The 19688-nt window shown below is 68.9% G+C and carries 19 protein-coding genes; 9 read left to right on the plus strand and 10 right to left on the minus strand.

The window, feature by feature from the left end:
- Positions 1-21 precede the first annotated feature (21 nt).
- The 5 genes from ACQEU1_RS27155 (at position 22) to ACQEU1_RS27175 (ending at position 6235) form a co-directional block, all read left to right on the plus strand.
- Positions 22-2034, plus strand: coding sequence for a PhoX family protein (locus ACQEU1_RS27155; protein ID WP_433207376.1), 2013 nt, complete (start codon positions 22-24; stop codon positions 2032-2034).
- A gap of 129 nt (positions 2035-2163) precedes the next feature.
- On the plus strand, positions 2164-4263 hold the full coding sequence (locus tag ACQEU1_RS27160; RefSeq protein ID WP_433207379.1) for a PhoX family protein: 2100 nt from the start codon (positions 2164-2166) through the stop codon (positions 4261-4263).
- 134 nt (positions 4264-4397) lie between these two features.
- The gene (locus ACQEU1_RS27165; RefSeq protein WP_433207382.1) at positions 4398-4937 is read left to right on the plus strand and encodes a DUF3455 domain-containing protein; all 540 of its coding nucleotides are present in this window, start codon (positions 4398-4400) and stop codon (positions 4935-4937) included.
- A gap of 139 nt (positions 4938-5076) precedes the next feature.
- Complete coding sequence (locus ACQEU1_RS27170) at positions 5077-5526, plus strand: DUF3455 domain-containing protein (RefSeq protein ID WP_433207385.1); 450 nt, start codon at positions 5077-5079, stop codon at positions 5524-5526.
- Positions 5527-5557: 31 nt separating this feature from the next.
- Complete coding sequence (locus ACQEU1_RS27175; RefSeq protein ID WP_433207388.1) at positions 5558-6235, plus strand: SDR family oxidoreductase; 678 nt, start codon at positions 5558-5560, stop codon at positions 6233-6235.
- Between the two features lie 104 nt (positions 6236-6339).
- Here ACQEU1_RS27175 and ACQEU1_RS27180 read toward each other — a convergent pair whose 3' ends face one another.
- From ACQEU1_RS27180 to ACQEU1_RS27200, 5 genes are all read right to left on the minus strand, one after another.
- The gene (locus ACQEU1_RS27180; RefSeq protein ID WP_433207391.1) at positions 6340-7647 is read right to left on the minus strand and encodes an amidohydrolase family protein; all 1308 of its coding nucleotides are present in this window, start codon (positions 7645-7647) and stop codon (positions 6340-6342) included.
- 428 nt (positions 7648-8075) lie between these two features.
- Positions 8076-9233 carry a sensor histidine kinase gene (locus ACQEU1_RS27185; RefSeq protein ID WP_433207394.1) on the minus strand — a complete coding sequence of 386 codons (1158 nt, stop codon included), beginning with the start codon at positions 9231-9233 and terminating at the stop codon, positions 8076-8078.
- A 293-nt stretch (positions 9234-9526) separates the two neighbouring features.
- Positions 9527-10633 (minus strand): nitric oxide synthase oxygenase, encoded by a 1107-nt coding sequence (locus ACQEU1_RS27190; protein WP_433207397.1) that lies wholly within the window; start codon positions 10631-10633, stop codon positions 9527-9529.
- A gap of 132 nt (positions 10634-10765) precedes the next feature.
- Positions 10766-11410, minus strand: coding sequence for a tRNA (guanosine(46)-N7)-methyltransferase TrmB (gene trmB, locus ACQEU1_RS27195; RefSeq protein ID WP_382441367.1), 645 nt, complete (start codon positions 11408-11410; stop codon positions 10766-10768).
- Between the two features lie 68 nt (positions 11411-11478).
- On the minus strand, positions 11479-11970 hold the full coding sequence (locus tag ACQEU1_RS27200) for a hypothetical protein (protein ID WP_433207400.1): 492 nt from the start codon (positions 11968-11970) through the stop codon (positions 11479-11481).
- A gap of 173 nt (positions 11971-12143) precedes the next feature.
- Between ACQEU1_RS27200 and mycP the strand changes: the two genes are divergently transcribed.
- Entirely contained in the window at positions 12144-13289 is a 1146-nt protein-coding gene (gene mycP / locus ACQEU1_RS27205) for a type VII secretion-associated serine protease mycosin (protein WP_433207403.1), read from the plus strand.
- On the opposite strand, the gene ACQEU1_RS27210 is transcribed toward mycP, so the two are convergent.
- From ACQEU1_RS27210 to ACQEU1_RS27220, 3 genes are all read right to left on the minus strand, one after another.
- A complete protein-coding gene (locus ACQEU1_RS27210; protein ID WP_433207406.1) occupies positions 13255-14157 on the minus strand; it encodes an ABC transporter ATP-binding protein in 903 nt (300 codons plus the stop codon). The genes mycP and ACQEU1_RS27210 overlap by 35 nt on opposite strands.
- Before the next feature lie 91 nt (positions 14158-14248).
- Positions 14249-14998 (minus strand): hypothetical protein, encoded by a 750-nt coding sequence (locus tag ACQEU1_RS27215; protein WP_433207409.1) that lies wholly within the window; start codon positions 14996-14998, stop codon positions 14249-14251.
- A gap of 5 nt (positions 14999-15003) precedes the next feature.
- Entirely contained in the window at positions 15004-15915 is a 912-nt protein-coding gene (locus tag ACQEU1_RS27220; RefSeq protein WP_433207412.1) for an ABC transporter ATP-binding protein, read from the minus strand.
- 131 nt (positions 15916-16046) lie between these two features.
- On the opposite strand from ACQEU1_RS27220, the gene ACQEU1_RS27225 reads away from it, so the two are divergent.
- The gene (locus ACQEU1_RS27225; RefSeq protein ID WP_433207415.1) at positions 16047-16481 is read left to right on the plus strand and encodes a PPOX class F420-dependent oxidoreductase; all 435 of its coding nucleotides are present in this window, start codon (positions 16047-16049) and stop codon (positions 16479-16481) included.
- Between the two features lie 121 nt (positions 16482-16602).
- On the plus strand, positions 16603-17601 hold the full coding sequence (locus ACQEU1_RS27230) for an IS481 family transposase (RefSeq protein WP_433211802.1): 999 nt from the start codon (positions 16603-16605) through the stop codon (positions 17599-17601).
- Here the strand turns inward: ACQEU1_RS27230 and ACQEU1_RS27235 are convergent.
- On the minus strand, positions 17598-17954 hold the full coding sequence (locus ACQEU1_RS27235; protein ID WP_433207418.1) for a darcynin family protein: 357 nt from the start codon (positions 17952-17954) through the stop codon (positions 17598-17600). The two genes, ACQEU1_RS27230 and ACQEU1_RS27235, sit on opposite strands and share 4 nt — an antisense overlap.
- Positions 17955-18028: 74 nt before the next feature.
- Between ACQEU1_RS27235 and ACQEU1_RS27240 the strand changes: the two genes are divergently transcribed.
- Positions 18029-18895 carry a LysR family transcriptional regulator gene (locus ACQEU1_RS27240; RefSeq protein WP_433207421.1) on the plus strand — a complete coding sequence of 289 codons (867 nt, stop codon included), beginning with the start codon at positions 18029-18031 and terminating at the stop codon, positions 18893-18895.
- On the opposite strand, the gene ACQEU1_RS27245 is transcribed toward ACQEU1_RS27240, so the two are convergent.
- Positions 18892-19677 carry an HAD family hydrolase gene (locus ACQEU1_RS27245; protein WP_433207424.1) on the minus strand — a complete coding sequence of 262 codons (786 nt, stop codon included), beginning with the start codon at positions 19675-19677 and terminating at the stop codon, positions 18892-18894. The two genes, ACQEU1_RS27240 and ACQEU1_RS27245, sit on opposite strands and share 4 nt — an antisense overlap.
- Between the last annotated feature and the right edge of the window lie 11 nt (positions 19678-19688).

A 19688-nucleotide genomic window follows, 5' to 3' on the forward strand; every position in this document is an offset into this window, starting at 1 on the left:
CGACCGTAGGAGGCCCACCACATGATCCCCCTGCCACTCGTCAACCACCGCGTCGGCAGAGCAGCGGTGACCTGCGAGTACCGCTGTGGCGACGCGTGCTTCCACGACGTGCCGAACACGTCGGGCAACCCGTACTTCGGCGACCTGGTCAGCCGGCGCACGGCGCTCAAGGCCGGCGCGGTCGTCGCGGCCGCCGCCGCCATCGCGGCACCGGCGACGGCAGCCGCCGCGGAACCCCAGGGCCGCCCACCACGGGGTCTCGACTTCAAGCCCGTCCAGGTCAACACCAAGGACGAGGTCGTCATCCCCGAGGGGTACGAGCAGGGGGTCGTGATCCGCTGGGGTGACCCGCTCTTCCCCGGCGTCCCCGAGTTCGACTTCGACGACCAGACCGCGGCCAAGCAGGAGAAGCAGTTCGGCTTCAACTGCGACTTCGCCGCCATCCTGCCGCTGGACCCGTTGGAGCTCAGCGGGATCATGGTCACGAACCACGAGTACACCAGCGAGCCGTTCATGTTCAGCGGCTACGACGCGAACAACCCCACCGAGGAGCAGGTCAGGATCGCCTGGGCCGCGCACGGCCTCTCGGTGTTCATGATCAAGCGCTCGCTGTTCTCCGGCCATTACCGGCCGCGTTTCAGCAGGTACAACCGCCGCATCACGCTCAACACGCCGTTCGAGGTGCGCGGCCCGGCAGCCGGTAGCGACTTCCTCAAGACCAAGGCCGATCCCACCGGTAAGAAGGTCTTCGGCACGATCAACAACTGCTCCGGCGGCGTCACGCCGTGGGGCACGATCCTGTCCGGCGAGGAGAACTTCAACCAGTACTTCGCCAACGCCGCCACCCGCAACGACCCGCGCCTGACCCGGTACGGCGTCACGGGAAACGCCACGACCCGCAAGTGGGAGCGCTTCGACCAGCGCTGGGACCTGGCGAAGGAACCCAACGAGGTCAACAGGTTCGGCTGGGTCATCGAGCTCGACCCGCACGACCCGGACTCCACGCCGGTCAAGCACACGCACCTCGGCCGCTTCAAGCACGAGACCGCGAACATCCGCGTCGCGCAGGACGGTCGCGTCGTCGCGTACTCCGGTGACGACGAACGGTTCGAGTACATCTACAAGTTCATCTCCACCGGGAAGATGAAGCGCGGCAACAGCAAATCCGCGCGCCGCCACAACATGACGTTGCTCGACGACGGCACGCTCTACGTCGCGCGGTTCAGGGGCGACAGCCCGGCGTCCGAGATCGACGGCACCGGAAAGCTGCCCAGCGACGGCAGGTTCGACGGCACCGGTGAGTGGATCCCGTTGGCGGCGGGCAAGAAGTCGTTCGTGCCGGGCATGACCGCCGAGGAGGTCTACGTCTTCACGCGCGAGGCCGCGGACAAGGTCGGCGCGACGAAGATGGACCGCCCGGAGGACATCGAGTGCCACCCGCGCACCGGCACGGTCTACTGCGCGCTCAGCAACAACGTCGAACGCGGCGTCACGGCGGGCAAGGAGGGTCCGACCGAGCCGAACCCGCGCGTCAACAACCGCCACGGCCAGGTCCTGGAGCTGCAGGAACGCCGCAGCGACGCGCTCGCGCTGACGTTCGACTGGGGCCTGTTCCTGGTTTGCGGCTTCCCGGATGACCCGAACACCTACTTCGGCGGTTACGACAAGTCGCAGGTCAGCCCGATCTCCAGCCCGGACAACGTGGCGTTCGACCGGCACGGCAACCTGTGGATCTCGACCGACGCCGACGGCAAGCTCGACGGCCTGAACGACGGCCTCTACGGTGTGCCGCTGGAAGGCCCGGAACGCGGTCACCTCAAGCTGTTCCTCACGGTCCCGCGCGGCGGCGAGACGTGCGGCCCGGTGATCGGCGAACGGGTCATCACGGTCTGCGTCCAGCACCCCGGCGAGGTCGACGGGGCGAGCGCGGACAAGCCGGCGTCCAACTGGCCTGACCGGGGCAACGCGCGCCCCAGGCCGTCGGTCGTCGCGGTGTGGCGCCAGGGCCGACGTCAACTGGGAGAAATCGGATGATCACGGCGCGTGCAGAGATCGTTCGGGCGTAGTACGAGTTCGCTCGCCGTTCACCTCCTGGACAGCGGGCGAACTCGTTCGGCTCTTAGGTTCGGCCAGTTCCCACACTGACCGATCTCGGAGGCCTGCGTGTCCTCACCCACCGATCGGGGCCGTCGCCTGCTGCCCCTGCTCCCGACCAACCACCCGCTCGGGCGTCAGGCTGTCACCTGCGAGTTCCGCTGCGGCAACGCCTGTGCCCACGAGGCGCCCAACACGACGCAGAACGCGTACTTCGGCGACGTCGTGAAGGAGGTCGTGAGCCGCCGCGGCATGCTGAAGGCCGGTGCCGTCGTCGCGGCCGCCGGTGCCGGCGCGCTCGCGTTCTCCGGTTCCGCCGCCGCCGCTCCGGCGCAGCAGCACGACGCCTCGGCCCTCGGCCGCGGCGGCAGCAAGGACCCTGGTGGCCTGAACTTCGAGCCGGTGGCGCCCAACACCCTCGACCAGATCACCGTGCCCAAGGGTTTCCAGCAGGACGTCGTCATCCGCTGGGGTGACGGGATCTTCGACGACTCGCCGAAGTTCGACTTCGACAACCAGACGCCTGAGGCGCAGGCCAAGCAGTTCGGCTTCAACAACGACTTCTGCGGTCTGGTCCCGGTTCCGGGCTACCACGACAGCTGGCTCATGGTGAGCAACCACGAGTACACGACCGAGTCCTTCATGTTCAAGGACTGGACGCCCACCACGATCACCGAGAAGCACGCCAAGATCGCGTGGGCCGCGCACGGCCTGTCGGTCGTGATGGTCGACCGCGACCCGCGCACCGGCAAGCTCTTCGTCTGCCCGGACGACAAGCGCAAGTACAACCGCCGCATCACCCTCACCACGCCGTTCGAGGTGAAGGGCCCGGCCGCCGGCTCGAAGTTCCTCAAGACCTCGGCCGACCCGACGGGCCGCCGCGTGCTCGGCACGCAGAACAACTGCGCCGGTGGCGTCACGCCGTGGGGCACGATCCTGTCCGGCGAGGAGAACTTCAACCAGTACTTCGCCAACGGCGGCAACGTGACCGACCCGGACACGAAGGCCAAGTTCGCCCGCTACGGCATCAGCGGCGGCGCGACCCTGCGCCAGTGGGAGCGCTTCGACAAGCGCTTCGACCTGGCCCAGGAGCCCAACGAGGCCAACCGCTTCGGCTGGATCGTCGAGATCGACCCGCTCGACAAGAACTCGACGCCGGTCAAGCACACCGCACTCGGCCGCTTCAAGCACGAGGGCGCGAACATCATCGTCGCCAAGGACGGCCGCGTGGTCGCGTACATGGGCGACGACGAGCGCTTCGACTACATGTACAAGTTCGTCTCCGACGAGAAGATGCAGAAGGGCGACTCGAAGCGCGCTCGCGAGCACAACAAGCAGCTGCTGGACAAGGGCACGCTGTACGTCGCGCGCTTCACGGGTGACAGCCCGGCCGCCGAGATCGACGGCACCGGCAAGCTTCCCGCCGACGGCGAGTTCGACGGCTCCGGCGAGTGGATCGCGTTGGCGCACAACGACAAGTCGTTCGTGCCGGGCTTCTCCGCCGAAGAGGTCTACGTCTTCACCCGCCTCGCCGCGGACACCGTGGGCGCCACCAAGATGGACCGCCCCGAGGACGTCGAGCCCTCGACGCACAACCGCCGGATCTACGCCGCGCTGACGAACAACACCGACCGCGGCAAGGCGGGCAAGGAAGGCCCGACCGAGATCAACCCGCGCAACGGCAACAAGCACGGCCACGTCCTGGAGATCGAGGAGCGCCGCAGCGACAACACGGCGCTGACGTTCTCGTGGAAGCTGCTGCTCGTCTGCGGCGACCCGACGGACCCCGGCACGTACTTCGGCGGCTTCGACAAGTCGCAGGTCAGCGCGATCTCGTGCCCGGACAACGTCGCGTTCGACACGCACGGCAACCTGTGGATCTCCACGGACGGCAACGCGCTGGCGTCCAACGACGGCCTGTTCGCGGTGCCGGTCGAGGGCCCGAAGCGCGGCCAGGTCAAGCAGTTCCTGACCGTGCCGAAGGGTGCCGAGACCTGTGGTCCCGTCATCACCGAGGACTTCGTGCTGGTGTCCGTGCAGCACCCCGGTGAGATCGACGGCGCGTCGGCCAACAACCCGCTGTCGCACTGGCCGGACGGTGGCACCTCGCAGCCGCGTCCGTCCGTCGCGGTGGTGTGGCGCAAGGACCGCAGGAAGATCTGCGACTGATCGTTCTGATCGTGTGTCCTGGCTCACTCTGATCATGTGAACCGGTGCAGCCACCCGCCCGTGTTGTGGGTGGCTGCACCGCGGACAGCCAAAACCCCAAAAGTCCACTTTGGCTGTCCATTTTGGAGTGAATCGTGAATGTTCGTCTTCTCGTTGGTGCTGCTGCTCTTCTGGGTCTTGCTGCGTGTGGCACCCCCACGGCCGGCACCGCGACCCCCACTCCCGTCGCTGCGGCCCAGGACGTTCCCGTCGCCGCGGCGGTCCAGGTCCCGTCAGGCCAGAAGCTGGTCGGCAAATACCAGGCCACGGGCGTCCAGACGTACTCGTGCCAGGGCAACGCGTGGAAGGGTCTAGAGCCCACCGCGACGTTGGCGGACAAGGACGACAAGCCGATCATCATCCACTCCCGCGGCCCCGTCTGGATCTCCACCGTGGACGGCAGCGCGGTCGAGGCCACCCCGGTCGACGGCGCCAAGAACGACGTCAAGAACGCGGTGCCGGAACTCCTGCTCAAGACCAAGGTCGCCCGCGGCGACGGCCTGTTCGGCAAGGTCTCCTACGTGCAGCGCCTCGCGACCGAGGGCGGCGTCGCCCCTGCCGGTGGCTGCAAGGCCGGCGCGCAGACCTCCGTCGCCTACAAGGCCCTCTACACGTTCTACGCGCCCGCCAACTGAGACGGCACTGAACCGGTCCGGATTTCGGTCCGTACGACCTGGCGTGATGAAACGTGCTGGCTTGGTCCTGGTCTCATCAACGCTCCTGGGCATCCTCGCAGGAGGTGTCGGCTCCACCGCGGCGCCGACGCCGGATGCCATGAGCGACACCGCCGCCGCGAGGGTCGCACCCGCGGTGCAGGTGCCGCCCGGCAACAAGCTCGTCGAGAAGTTCTACGCCAAGGGCGTGCAGACCTACACGTGCACGTCCGGCGCCTGGAAGAGCCTGGAACCCGCCGCCACCCTGGCGGACCGGCTCGGGCGCGCGGTCGGACTGCACTCCCGCGGCCCGATCTGGGTCTCCACCGTCGACGGCAGCGCGGTCGAGGCCGCCCCGGTCGACGGAGCCCGCAACGAGGTGCCCGGCGCCGTTCCGGAACTCCTGCTGAAGGCCAAGTCCACCAGGGGTTCCGGGGTGTTCGCCGGCGTCAGCTACGTGCAGCGCCTCAACACCAAGGGCGGCGTCGCCCCGACCGGCGGCTGCACCGAAGGCGCCCAGACCTCCGTCCGCTACGAAGCCCTCTACACCTTCTCCGTCCCGGCCCTCTGAGGCGAGGGGGCGACCGAACTACAGTTCAGCCATGACTGATCGTCCGGTCGCCCTCGTCACCGGGGCATCCAGCGGAATCGGCGCGGCCATCGCCCGCAGCCTGGCCCCCACCCACGACCTCCTGCTCGGCGGCCGCGACGAGGACGCCCTGTCCGTGCTGGCAGCCGAACTCCCAGGGGCCCAGCCCTGGCCGTTCGACCTGACGAACGTGGCCTCCGCCGACCTCGCCGCAGCCTCCCGTCTCGACGTCCTGGTCCACAGCGCGGGCATCGCCCTGCTCGGCCCCCTGGGCGAGGCCACCCAGGACGACTGGCGCCGAACCTTTGACGTCAACGTCTTCGCCGTAGCCGAGCTCACCAACCTGGTCCTGCCGCAGCTCCGCGCCGCAGGTGGCCACGTCGTCCTGATCAACTCAGGCGCCGGCCTGGCCGCCAACCCGGGCTGGGGCGTCTACGCGGCCTCGAAGTTCGCCCTCCGCGCCTACGCCGACGCCCTCCGAGGCGACGAGACGGCGTTGCGCGTGACCACGGTCTACCCGGGCCGCACCGCCACGCCGATGCAGCAGGACGTGCGCCGCCAGGAGGGCGGCGACTACGACCCGTCCCAGTACATCGACCCGGCCTCGGTGGGCCGCGCCGTGGCGTCGGCGGTGCTGGCGACGCCCGACGCGCACATCACCGAGATCAACGTGAGGTCACGCCCGCACTAGTTGTCCACAGGCTTGTCAACAACCTGTGGCTAGAGGTTGACGGACGGTAATGTCGAAATGGGGGAGCCCGGCGCGCACGTGCTGCTGCGCGCCGCGCACGGCCCCTATGCGCTTCGCAGTCGTCGTGCCACAGCGGCGACTTCGGCCTGCGCTTCCTGCCGATCCACCCGAGTCGACTCCCCGCCGGCCACGACGTGGTCCCCCGCCACCCACACGTCGGTGACCCGCCGCGACCCCGACCCCCACACCAGGTTCGCCAGCAGCTGCGCGTCCGGCGCGTCCAGCCCCGTGGCGAACGCGGGGTCATCAGCGGCGATGTGCACGACGTCGCCCCACCGCCCTGCCTCCAACGCCCCGATGTCGTCGCGTCCGAGCGCGTCCGCCCCACCGCGAGTGGCCATCAGCAACGCCTGCGCCGCCCCGAGCACGGTCGCGTCCATCCGCGACACCCGAGCCAGCAGCCCGGCCAGCCGAGCCTCCTCGAACAGGTCGAGGTCGTCGTTGGAGGCGGGCCCGTCGGTCCCGAGCCCGACGGACACCCCGGCGGCCAGCATCTCCGGCACCCGTGCGATCCCGGACGCGAGCTTGGTGTTCGACCCTGGGCAGTGCGCCACGCCGACGCCGTACGACGCGTACAGCGCGATGTCGTCGTCGGACAGGTGCACGGAGTGCGCGGACAGCACGCGGCCGCCAAGCACGTCCGAGGCCTTCATCAGCGCCGGCACGGAGCCGAACTCGGCGCGGGCGGCCTCGTCCTCGAAGGGCGACTCCGCCACGTGCACCATGAACAACGCCCCGCGGGCCCGAGCCTCGACAGCGACAGCCGTCAGCTGCGGAGCCGACAACGTGTAGGCCGAGTGCGGCCCGTACGCCAGCTCGACCCGCTCACCGGGTCCGAACCGCAGGCCGTCGGAGTCGATCCACGACGAGATCTCGTCGGTCTGCGACTTCCAGTCCATGCCCGGCACGTCGAGGATCGCGCCGCCGAACACCACCCGCGAGCCCGCGTCCAGGACGGCCGAGGTCAGTTCGGGGCCGTGGAAGTACATCTCGGCGGAGGTGGTCACGCCGTGCCGCAGCATCTCGACGGCGCCCAGCAGCATGCCCGTCCGGATGTCGGCCGGCGTCATCTGCGCCTCGTTCGGCCACATCGCCTCCTGCAGCCACCGCAGCAACGGCAGGTCGGAGCCCAGGCCGCGCAGCACGGTCATCGGGCTGTGCGCGTGGGTGTTGACCAGGCCGGGCAGCAGGATTCCCGACAGCTGACGGACCTCGCCGGAGAAGTCCGGCGCCTCGGAAACGGGACCGACGAAGGCGATCCGGCCGTCGACGACGTCCACGACCGCGTCGCGCAACACGGCGCAGGACGGGTCGCAGGGCAGGACCACCGGGGCGTGCAGACGCAGTGACATGCGCCGAATCCTGCCACTGTGATGCCGATCACAACGCCGCATACTTCCGAAGCGCATGGGAATCCTCGTTGTGTCGGGCGCGGGCCGACCCCCAGGGTCCGCCCCGGCCTAAAACTCTTCCCCATCCAAGGGGCCCGTCACGCGTGAGCGACGGGCCCTTTGTGCATCCATGAGCAACCACGGGCAGGACAGGGGCGTCCCAAGATCATGTCGAAGAAGTCGTGCACGTCCGCCGGGCAGTTCCGTCGCGCGCAGAAGCCCGCCACCCCCAAGCCGCCGACCCGGCGCTGAGTTGGCATGATCACACTCACGGTACGGGCGTGATCATGTGGAGGCATCAGTGGCCGACCTCGACCCTCAGAACGACGACCAGTTCAGCGATGTCGAGATGACTCAGGAGTTCGAAGTCATCCGCGACGACATGTGAGCTAAGCGATCGGCAGATCGGCGCGGACCGTCCACCCGGTCGGTTCGCGCCGGCCCGCCGAGAACGTGCCGCCGAGCAGTTCCACGCGCTCGCGCATGCCGACCAGGCCGTAGCCTCCCGAGCCGCCCACGGGAACGCCGGACGCCACCCCGTCGTCGAGCACGGCCAGGTGCAGCACACCGTCCGCTGAGGACAGTGATACGTCCACTGAGGACACTGCGAAAGCGTGCTTCGAGGTGTTGGTCAACGATTCCTGCACCAGCCGCAGCACCGAACGGGCCAGCTCCTGCGGTACGGCGTCCTCCAGGTCGAACGACAACCGCACCGGCAGCTCCGACTCCTCCGCCAGCGCGCGCACGTCGTCCACCAGTGACGAAGACGCAGCCGGGCCTGAGGATTCGCCGTCCCGCAACGTTCCCACGAGCCGCCGCATCGCGGTCAGGGCCTCGTTCCCGGACGCGGCGATCGACGGCAGCACATCCACGGAGCGGTTGAGCTGACCGGCCTGCGCGTGCACGACGATCGCCGTCACGTAGTGCGCCACCACGTCGTGCAGTTCGCGCGCCAACGCCATGCGCTCCGCGTTCTGGGCCGCCGCAACGGAAGCAGCGAGCTGCGACCTGCGTTCGTTGTCCCGGGCCCGGAAGTAGAGCCCGGTGCCGACGGAGATCACCAGCATCAGCACCGCGCCGAACAGGTAGCTCGTGGGGTCGGGCGCGTACGACCGGTAGTAGTCCGCGGCCACGAGCGGATAGCCGATGACCTCGGCGGCGACCATCGCGGCCACGATCAGCACGGTGCCGGAGACCGCGTACCAGCGCGAAGCCTCCCGCGTGACGATCGCGATGGTCGCCATCGCCGCGCCCGTCACGGAGATCGTCGCGCCGCTGATCCAGAAGTGCGGCTGCATCGACACGCCCAGAAAGCGCAGGTAGATGGCGGTGAACACGATCGCCGCCGCCAACGCCAGGGTCGCGTCGAACGGACGCCGGGGCGCCAGCACCGCGATCGCGCAGATCACCACGACACCGGGCGCCTGCCACCACGGGTTCGCGAAGCCCGCGGTGAAGAGTTCGATCCCCGCGATGAAGGCCAGCGAGACGGCCAGCGGCCACTGGCGTTTGGCGAGCAGCCACCAGTTCAAGTCCGTGCTCTCCACCTGAGCAACCCTATGGCCGGAAGGCTGATCTCGCGTCCGACCGGGGGCCGACTCCGGCATCAGCCAGAAGGCTGAGGTGGCGACCTGCGGAAACACCCTCCCGGCGGATGCCGGATCACGCCCCGGTCACGGACTCTGGAAGGGCGGAAGTCGGGGAAACGGAGGACGCCATGTTGTCAGTTGTGTTCACTTGGGCCGCCGCTGTGGTGGGCCTGTTGGTCCTTGCGCTGATGGCTCTCTCAGGCGTGATGATCGACTCGAAGTAGCTGCCGAACCAGCGTGTGATGGGGAAGTCAGACGCTGGTCAGGGAGTTCTGCTGGCGGAGCAGCTCCGCCAGCCTGCTCGTCGGTTGAGGACGGGTCTCGTCCAACGCGGCCGTGAAGCGCGCCGGAGCACCGTTCCGTGCGCGCGCCGCGGCTGCGCTGTCGAGCCGGAACGCGGGACGTGCGGCGGACGGCCGTTGCCGCGAACGCAGCCAGGCGAGGCGGTGCAACGCCTCCGCGTGGTGGTCCGTGATGGTGACGGCCGCTTTGTCGAACGAGTGCAGCACTGCCGCGTTCAGGTGAACGGTCGCGAAGTCCCGCCACAGAGTGCGTTCGGACGAAGTGTCCAGACCCAACGCCTCTGCGACCTCGCGGGCCACTCCGTACGCGCCTTCCTCGGCCAGCGAACGCGTACCGATCTCGGCGCCGACGAACCACGAGTTGAACGGCGCGGCCGGGTAGTTCACGCCACCGATCGACAGCTTCATGTTCGCGATCACCGGCACCGCGTGCCAGCGCAGCCCCATCTCGCCGAACCACGGCAACGTCGGGTGCTCCAACGGCACCTCGTGCACGATCTCGGACGGCAACGTGAACAGCCGCGGCCCTTCGTGCTGCGTCTCCACCACCAACGGCAGCAGGTCGAACCGTGTGCGACGCACGGGCGGACGCCATCCCATGCCCTGCATGGTCTCGGTGAACCCCGCGTACCGGCGGTCGCCCATCCCGTCGGCGTACCCGGCGTAGCGGATCAGCTGCTCGTTCCAGATCACCGGCCCGGGCGCACCGGGCGCGTCCGGCGCGAAAACCGTTACCAGCGGCCGGATCTCACCGCCGTTGGTCGCCAGCCGCAGGTGCTCCACGCACTCGCCGGCCACCGCGGCCGCGTTGCGGTACCCGCGCAGATCGCGGACCTTCAGGCGCCGCCAGGGCAGACCCGAGGTGCACCAACCGGAATCGCGCAACGCGATCCGCGCGCCGTACGCGAGCTCGTTGGTGGTGTGGCGGTAGGTTCCGGTCTCGGCGATCTCGGCGCGCACCTGGGCGATGCGGGCGGTCAGCGAGCCTGCGTCGGAGTGCGCCGCGTGGAACATGCGGACGAACTCCTCCGCGACGGGGAGGACGTCGGGGGTCACGGAGCGAGACGCTAAGCCCGGAGCGGCCTCACGCGTCACTGCCACTCGGGGCATTTCGGGTGATCAACACCGGCCACTCCAACGAGTGAACGGTAGACCCAAGGTGTTCACTCGAACGGCTTGAGACCTCGATCAGGTGAGGTCGTTCCGCCTGAACATCAGGTCGTGCGACACCCGGTCCTCGTTCACCGCGCGCTGCTCGAACTTGGTGACGGGCCGCCAGTCCGGCCGCGGCGCCCAGCCGTCGTAGACGTTGGTCAGCAGCCGCTCGCCGGAACAGACCTCCAGCATCTGCTCGGCGTAGTGCTCCCAGTCCGTCGCGAGGTGCAGCACGCCACCGGGCTCCAGCCGTGACGCGATCAGCGACACGAACTCCGGCTGCACGAGCCGGCGCTTGTGGTGCTTCTTCTTCGGCCACGGGTCCGGGAAGAAGATCCGCACGCCGTGCAACGACGCGGGCGCGATGTGGTCGGTCAGCAGCACGACGGCGTCACCGCGCAGCACGCGCAGGTTGTCGAGCCCACCGAGGTGCTCGGCGCGCAGCAGCAGCTGGGCGAGCCCTGGCTTGTAGACCTCGGCGGCGACGTAGTTGAGCTCGGGCGCGGCGGCCACGAGCTGCGAGGTGGTCTCGCCCATGCCGGACCCGATCTCCAGCAGCACCGGCGCGGAACGGCCGAACCACGAGTCGAAGTCCAACGGCCCCTCGGGCAACGACTTCACGTCGTTGCCCATCTTCTCCCAGTACGTGTCCCAGGCGCGTTCCTGCCCCACGGTCATGCGCTCGCCGCGCTGGACGAAGCTGACGATGGAACGGGGGAACTCAGGGCTGGTCACGACGAGACATCTTAGGCAATCAGTTCGATGTCCTCGATCTGAGCACGCAGGTCAGCCACGGTGAAGTCGATGGCCTGCGGACGACCGGGCCCGCGGTGCGCGGCCACGAGGTGCACGAACCCGCGGTGCGAGTCGGTGAACTGCACTGTTGTGGGCGTGGCAGGGCCGTACACACCGCTTTCGGACGGCACGAACTCCCAGTACCCGACCTCGCCGAGGTCGACCCACGGCACGAACACCCAGCCGGGACGGGCCGAGAGCAGTTCGCTCACCGCGTCCTCGACGGCATGCCCTTCGGCACGGGAGCGGAGTCTGCCTCTGTCCAGCGCGCGCAGCCACCACGGCGCGGGCGCGTCCTCGACGGACCGCACCGAGCGGTACATCGCCAGGACCTCGGACTCGGGCGCCCGGTTGACCCACGAACGACGCGCGTCGGCCGGGGTGAGGGCGATTTCGGAAGGGTTGGGGGCTTCTAGTGCACTGGACCACTCGAGACCGAGCATTGCTTCCACACGGACCACTGGCCACCTCCGCGGCGGGGATAACCCCATTGAACGTGAAGCCAAACGTCGATGATGTCCAAAATGCCGTTTTTCACGGCTTGTTAACAGTGCTCTTACGCAACGTGTGACGCCAGGCACGTTGCGTCCTGACCTGGAAACACGATGTAGCTGACGTGCCTCTGCTCCCCGCGCTCGCCGTCGCGCTGCCGTTGCTGCTCGCCGCGCAGTCGATCGAGGAGCAGGAGTGGCACCTCGAAGCTCTCGGCGTCTACGCCGCGCAGGAGCAGACGCGCGGCGACGGCGTGGTGGTCGCGGTGATCGACTCCGGCGTCGACGCCAAGCACCCCGATCTCGCCGGCCAGGTCCTCCCGGGAACGGGTTTCGGCAGGTCGAAGGGCGCGGACGGCACGACCGACACCGACGGCCACGGCACGGGCATGGCCGGGATCATCGCGGCGACCGGCCGCGGCGGCGGTGCGCTCGGCATCGCGCCCGGCGCCAAGATCCTGCCGATCGCGAGCGCCGACGAGAAGGAGCAGTTCGGCCTCGACATCATCGGCGAGAGCATCAGGTGGGCCGCCGACCACGGCGCCAAGGTCATCAACCTGTCGCTCGGCTTCTCCAGCTCGATGACGCCGTCGCTGGTGAAAGCTGTGAATTACGCGATCGAGAAGGACGTCGTCCTGGTCGCCGCCACCGGCAACGAGGGCGCCGAGGTCTCCGCGCCCGCCAACATCAGCGGGGTCATCGCGGTGGCGGGCACCACCAAGGACGGCAAGCCGTGGGCGTCGTCCAACGTCGGCGCGGACACCGTGCTCGCGGCACCCGCCGTGGGCATCGTGACGGTCGCGCCCGAGAGCGTCTACGCCAGCGGGTACGCCGAGATGGACGGCACGAGCGCCGCGTCGGCCATCGTGTCCGGGGCCGCCGCGCTGGTCAGGGCGAAGCACCCGCAGATGGCGGCGAAGGACGTCGTCAACGCGTTGATCAGGACCGCGACCGACATGGCGGAACCCGGCCGTGACGTCACGACCGGGTTCGGCATGGTCAACCCGACGGCCGCACTGGCCGCGCAGCTCCCGCCGGTGGACCGCAACCCGCTGCTGCCGGAGCCGAAGCCCTCGACGACGCAGCCGGCGCCGACGCTCGCGGCCGGGAAGCAGCGCGAGCCGGTCGACGTCGCCGCCCGGATGCCGTTCGTCGCGGCGGTCGCGGGCGGCACCGCGGTGCTGACGGCGTTGCTGATCGTCCTGCCCGCCGTCAGGTCGCGGCGGCCCAGGGTGATCAGTGCGCCTGATACTCCACCGACTCCCTCGTGAGCTGCATGAACGCCTCCTCCAGCGACCCGCGCTGAGGGCTGAGCTCGTGCAGCACGATCTGGTTCTCCGCCGCGAGCTCACCGATCTGCTGCGAGGAGATCCCCTGCACGACGAGTGATCCGCTCACCGAGTCGTCCGTCACGGTCGCGTGCGCCGCGAGGATCTCGCGCAGCTTCGCGGCGTGCGGCGACCTGACCCGGACGGTGTCCTGAGTGGCGTCGGCGATGAACTGCTCGGTGGACGTCTGCGCGATCAGCTGGCCCTTGCCGATCACGATCAGGTCCTGCGCGGTCTGCGACATCTCGGACAGCAGGTGGCTCGACACGAACACCGTGCGGCCCTCGTCCGCGAGCCGGTGCATGAACTGCCTGATCCAGAGGATGCCCTCGGGGTCGAGGCCGTTCACCGGCTCGTCGAACAGCAGCACCTCGGGGTCGCCGAGCAACGCGCCCGCGATGCCGAGCCGCTGCGACATGCCGAGCGAGAACCCGCCGGCGTTCTTGTGCGCGACTTCGGTCAGGCCGACGATCTCCAGCACCTGGTTCACCCGGCCGGCCGGGATGCTGTTGGACGCCGCGAGCCACTTGAGGTGCGAGCGCGCCGACCGGTTGGGGTGCACCCACTTCGCGTCGAGCAGCGCGCCGACCTTGGTCAGCGGCCGCTTGAGCTGGGCGTAGTGCTGCCCGTCGATCCGGACGTCGCCACCGGTGGGGGTGTCGAGGCCGAGGATCATCCGCATCGTCGTGGACTTGCCGGCGCCGTTCGGGCCGAGGAAGCCCGTGACCCGGCCGGGCCGGACGGTGAACGACAGGTCGTCGACGGCCTTGGTCCGGCCGTAGTGCTTGCTCAACCGCACTGCTTCGATCATGGCCTCTCCCGGTTCGCTCGAGAAACTGACAGGGACCTGGGTCACCCCCCGACGGATGACCCAGGTCCCTCTCCCCCTTATTCGGAACGGGTCACGCGTCCCGCCGCTTCGCGACGACCAGCGCGACCACCAGGAGCGCGACCGCGACTCCGGCGAAGTAACCGAGCGAACCCCATTCGCTCAGCTTGAAGTCGATGCCCGCACCGCCCGCCTCAGGGCTGTCCGCGCCCATCGAGAGGAAGTGGTTGGCGTTCTGGAACGGCAACCACGCCTGGATCTTCACGCCGGCCTTCGGGATGATCCCGACCAGGCTCTCGGCGAGCATCTGCCAGACGAGCAGGATCGCGACGGCGCCCGCGGTCTGGCGGACCAGGATGCCGATGGCGACCGCGATGATCGCGCCCACCGCGTAGATCAGGCCGACGCCCGCGACGTGCCGCCACTCGGCCGACGTGTTGATCGCGAGGTCCGAGCTGGGCGAGATCACCTTGGCGACGCCCCACGAACCGAACGCGATGATCTCGCCGAGCACACCGGCGATGAAGGCGACCACGGCGGTCTTCGCGACCAGCGCGGACGTGCGGTTCGGCACCGCGAGGAACGTGGAGCGGATGGTGTTGAAGCGGTACTCGGTGGTGACCGCGATCGCCGCCATCACCAGCACGACCGCGATGGCGAGCTGGCTGCTGCCGATCTGGGTGAGGCCGAGCGGCACGGGACCGTCGGTGGCCGCCGCGAAGATCGCGGTGAGGCCGACGCCCAGGACGATGGCGAGCGCGCTGCACCAGTAGGGCGAACGGGTCGAGAAGAGCTTGATTCTCTCAACTGCCAACAGGGTCATCAGACTCACTTCCCGATCTCTGCGTGGTACTCGACAGCATCGCCGGTCAGCTGCATGAACGCCTCTTCGAGCGAACCGCGCTGGGGGCTCAGCTCGTGCAGGACGACACCGTTCGCAGCGGCGATGTCCCCGATCTGGTCACTGGTGGCACCCGATACGGACAACGCGCCGTCCGCGCTGTCACGCACCGTGAAGCCCTTGTCGACGAGCAACGGGCCGAGCTTGAAGAGGTGAGGGCTGCGCACGAGAACGGAGTTACCCGTTGAGCGGTCGATGAACTCCTGCGTCGTGCTCTGCGTGATCAGCTTCCCCTTGCCGATCACCACGAGCTCGCTGGCCGTGAGCGCCATCTCCGACAGCAGGTGGCTCGACACCAGGACCGTGCGGCCCTCCGCGGCGAGGTTCTGCATGAACGTGCGGATCCAGAGGATGCCCTCGGGGTCCAGGCCGTTCACCGGCTCGTCGAACAGCAGCACCTTCGGGTCACCCAGCAGTGCCGCGGCGATCCCCAGCCGCTGCGACATGCCGAGCGAGAACCCGCCGGCGTTCTTGCCGGCGACCCCGGTGAGGCCGACGGACTCGAGCACGGCGTCGACGCGGTTGTTCGGCAGCCCGTTGGACTTCGCGAGCCAGCGCAGGTGAGCGCGGGCGGAGCGGTTCGGGTGCACCCACTTGGCGTCGAGCAGCGCGCCGACCGTCCTCAGTGGACGGCTCAGTTCGGTGTAGGGCTTGCCGTCGATCAGCACGCGGCCTGCCGTCGGACGGTCGAGCCCCAGGATCATCCGCATCGTCGTGGACTTGCCCGCGCCGTTCGGACCGAGGAACCCGGTCACCCGTCCAGGTTGGACGGTGAACGACAGGTCGTCGACCGCGACCGTCCTGCCGTATCTCTTGGTGAGGCCGACTGCCTCGATCATTGGCTTTCCCCTCTCGGTGATGGGAATACCTTCCCGCTTCGAGGGGTGAGACCACATCGCCCTGCGGTCTGCGAAAGCCGTCAACTTCCGTCGTCCGGTGCCGCTACCTCCGTCGTAGTTGAATGAGCCACATGGGATACACGGAAGCCCCGGACGGCTGGTGGCGCGAGTTCGTCCTGGCCAAACCCGCCCGCACCGGCAAGCTCGCGGTCACCCGCAAGGACGGATCACCGCACGTCGCGCCGGTCTGGGTGGACCTCGACGGCCCCGACGTCGTCTTCCTGACCGCGCGCGACACGATCAAGGGCAAGTCGATCCTGCGGGACGGCCGGGTGGCCATCTGCTTCGACGACGAGACCCCGCCGTTCAACTTCGTGACGATCACCGGCCAGGCCGTCGTCGACGAGGACCCGGACCAGCTCAAGTACTGGGCGGGCCGCACCGCCGCGCGCTACATGGGCGACGACCGCGCCGACGAGTACGCCGACCGCAACGGCGTGCCGGGCGAGATGGTCGTGCGGGTGAAGGTCGACAAGGTCGTCGCCGTGCAGAACGTGTCCGACTAGCTGTACTGACCCGAGACGTTGCGAACGGTCCGACACGTGATCGGATGATCTTGGAATGAGGGAGGGCCTCCGGGTTCGGTGTGGATTGCGACATCTGCACCGGCTAGCCAGGAGGCCCTCGATTACTCACGCTAACGCACCGCTGACCGAGCTGGGCCGGCTGCGGCTGGCCCGGTGTGTCGTCGATGACGGATGGCCGCTTCGACGAGCCGCAGAGCGGTTCCAGGTCTCGGTCAGCACCGCGAAACGCTGGGCCGACCGCTACCGCGCCGAAGGCCTCGCGGGCATGGCCGACCGATCCTCACGCCCGCATTCCAGCCCTGCTCGCACCCACACCCGCCAGGAACGCCGGATCATCAAGGTCAGACTGGACCGGCGGTGGGGACCCGCCCGCATCGCCTACCTGCTCGACCTGAACCCGTCGACCGTGCACCGGGTCCTGCGCCGCTACCAACTGGCCCGGCTGCGGCACCTGGACCGGGCCACCGGCCAGCCCATCCGCCGCTACGAGCACGCCGCCCCTGGCGATCTCGTGCACGTCGACATCAAGAAACTGGGCAACATCCCCGACGGCGGCGGCCACAAAGTCCACGGCCGGACCATCGGCACACGCAACAGCTCCGCCCACCGCGATCCCGCCCGGCCACGCAGGAACAGCAGCCGCGCCAACCTCGGCTACAGCTACCTGCACAACGCCGTCGACGACCACAGCCGCCTCGCCTACACCGAGATCCTCACCGACGAGACCAAGGAAACCGCCATCGCGTTCTGGTCACGCGCGCAGACTTTCTTTCACACCAACGGGATCACCGTTCATCGAGTTCTTACCGACAACGAATCCTGCTACCGATCCCGGCTCTGGCACGACGCCTTCACCACAGCCGGGATCACCCACAAACGCACACGACCACGCCGGCCACAGACCAACGGCAAAGTCGAACGCTTCAACCGCACCCTGCTCGACGAATGGGCCTACGCCCGCCCCTACCGCACCGAGAACGAACGCCGCGAAGCGCTCCCGCGGTGGTTGCATCTCTACAATCACCACCGCGGTCACACCGCACTCGCAGGCAAGCCACCCGCCAGCCGCGTTCCTAACCTGTCAGGGCACTACAACTAGCCGACGGTGGCGACCGGGTCCACGCCGTGGTTGCGCGCGTACCCGTTCTCCACCCCTACCAACAGCTCCACGACCTGGAAGTAGTCGTCCCAGAACGGGGTGTCGCGCAGCGCGTCCACGAGTTGCTGGTACGACTCGTGGTCGCGCGCCTCCCACACCCAGATGTCCGTCACGCGCGCCGAGTAGAACTCGGTGTCGTAGAAGCGCGACCGCACGCCGTCGGCCTTCGCTTTGATGGCGGGCAGCACGTGGGTCTCCATCACCTCGATCCGCTGCGGAACGGTCAGCGCCAGCCACTTCGGCATGGTCTTGACGAGCATGAACGCGGTCACTTCGGCCTCGAAGGTTGTCATGCCACGACGCTAGAAACCGACGACCCTTGCTCGCCACGCAACTTTGGCAAGGCAGAGTTGCATACGATGCAAAGGTGCCTGATCAGCTGGATCTGAACCTCCTGCGCGTCTTCGACGCACTGCTGCAGGACGGCAGCGTCACCGCGGCGGCCGAGCGGCTGCACCTGTCCGTCCCCGCCACCAGCAGGGCGCTGGCGCGGTTGCGCCGGGCGATGGGCGACCCCGTCCTGGTCCGGGCGGGTCGCGGGCTGGTGCCGACGCCGTTCGCGCTGCGGATCGCGCCGCGGGTCCGGACGCTGCTGGACGAGGCTTCCGCGCTGATCCACGCCAGGGAACCCGACCTGGCCGAGCTGCGCCGGACGTTCACGATCCGCGTCGCGGACGGTGTGCTGGCTCCGCTGGTCAACGCCGTGGCGGCGCAGGCTCCCGGCGTGGTGCTGCGGTTCGTGCCCGAAGGCGACGACAGCGCCGAGGCGTTGCGGAACGGGTCGGTCGACCTGGACATCGGCGCGGGCGACGACACCGAGACCGACATGCGGTCCGTCGTGCTGTTCACCGAGCAGATGGTCGGCATCGTCCGCACCGGGCACCCGCTCGGCACCCGGCCGACGCTCCGGCAGCTGTGCCGCCACCCGCACGTCTCGGTGTCCCGGCGAGGCCGCACCCGAGGACCGCTCGACACGGCGTTGCAAGCCAAGGGCCTGCAACGCCACGTCACCGCCGTCGTCCCGTTCTTCAGCGCCGCCGCCCAGCTCGTGGCGTCGAGCGACCACGTGGGACTGGTGCCGCGACGCCTCGCCGCGCAGTACCCCGGAGGCCTGCGCTGGTTCCCGGTCGACGTCGGTCTGCCCGGCGTCGAGGTCCGCATGTCGTGGCACGCGAGGCTGGACGCCGACCCGGCGCAGCGCTGGCTTCGCGAGACCGTCCAGGGCTGCGTCTAAGGGAAGTAGCGGTTCAGCACGACGGCGGCACCGTCCTCCAACACGGTCGGCGCCACCTCGTCCGCCGCTGCCTTCACGTGCTCCGGCGCCTGTCCCATCGCGACACCGAGCCCGGCCCACCGCAGCATCTCGACGTCGTTCGCCCCGTCACCGATCGCGAGCGCGTCCTCGGGAGGAACTCCCAGCTGTGCCGCGAGCTCGTCGAGCTCAGCGCCCTTGGAGATGTCGGCGGGCACCGCCGTCAGCCACGCCTCGGTGTGGTCGACGGACCACTCGACGCCCGGCAGCTCCAGCTCCCGCACGGCGAACGACAGCTCGGCCGGCGTGTGGTCGAGCCAGCGCATGACCAGCCGGGGCGTCGGCGTCGCCGCCATCTCCTCGAAGGTGACCTCCGAGGTCACGCCCCACAGGTCGCCCGGCAGGAACGAGCCCAGCGACAGGTTGCCGACGCCGGTCTGCTCGACCGCGAACACCACGTCGGTCAGCAACGCCTGCAAGGCCTTGATCGTCGGCCCGGGATCGAACGTCGTGCGCTTGGTCACCTCGTTCGCGATCGGGTCCCACCACACCGCGCCGTTCGAGCAGAGGGTGCGCTTCACCGGCAGCTGGGCCGCGATCGGGGTGGTGCCGATGAGGCTGCGACCGGTGCACAGCACGACGTGAGTGCTGTGGTCAGCGGCCCGGGCGATGGCCGCTTTCACGGCGGGAGCCATGTCGTTCGAGCCGACCGGGGTCAGGGTTCCGTCGATGTCCAGAGCGATCAAACGCGGTCTCCAGGTCACGTGACGCCACA

Origin of the sequence: Lentzea sp. CA-135723 (assembly GCF_050936595.1) — a bacterium.
Lineage (GTDB): Bacteria > Actinomycetota > Actinomycetes > Mycobacteriales > Pseudonocardiaceae > Lentzea.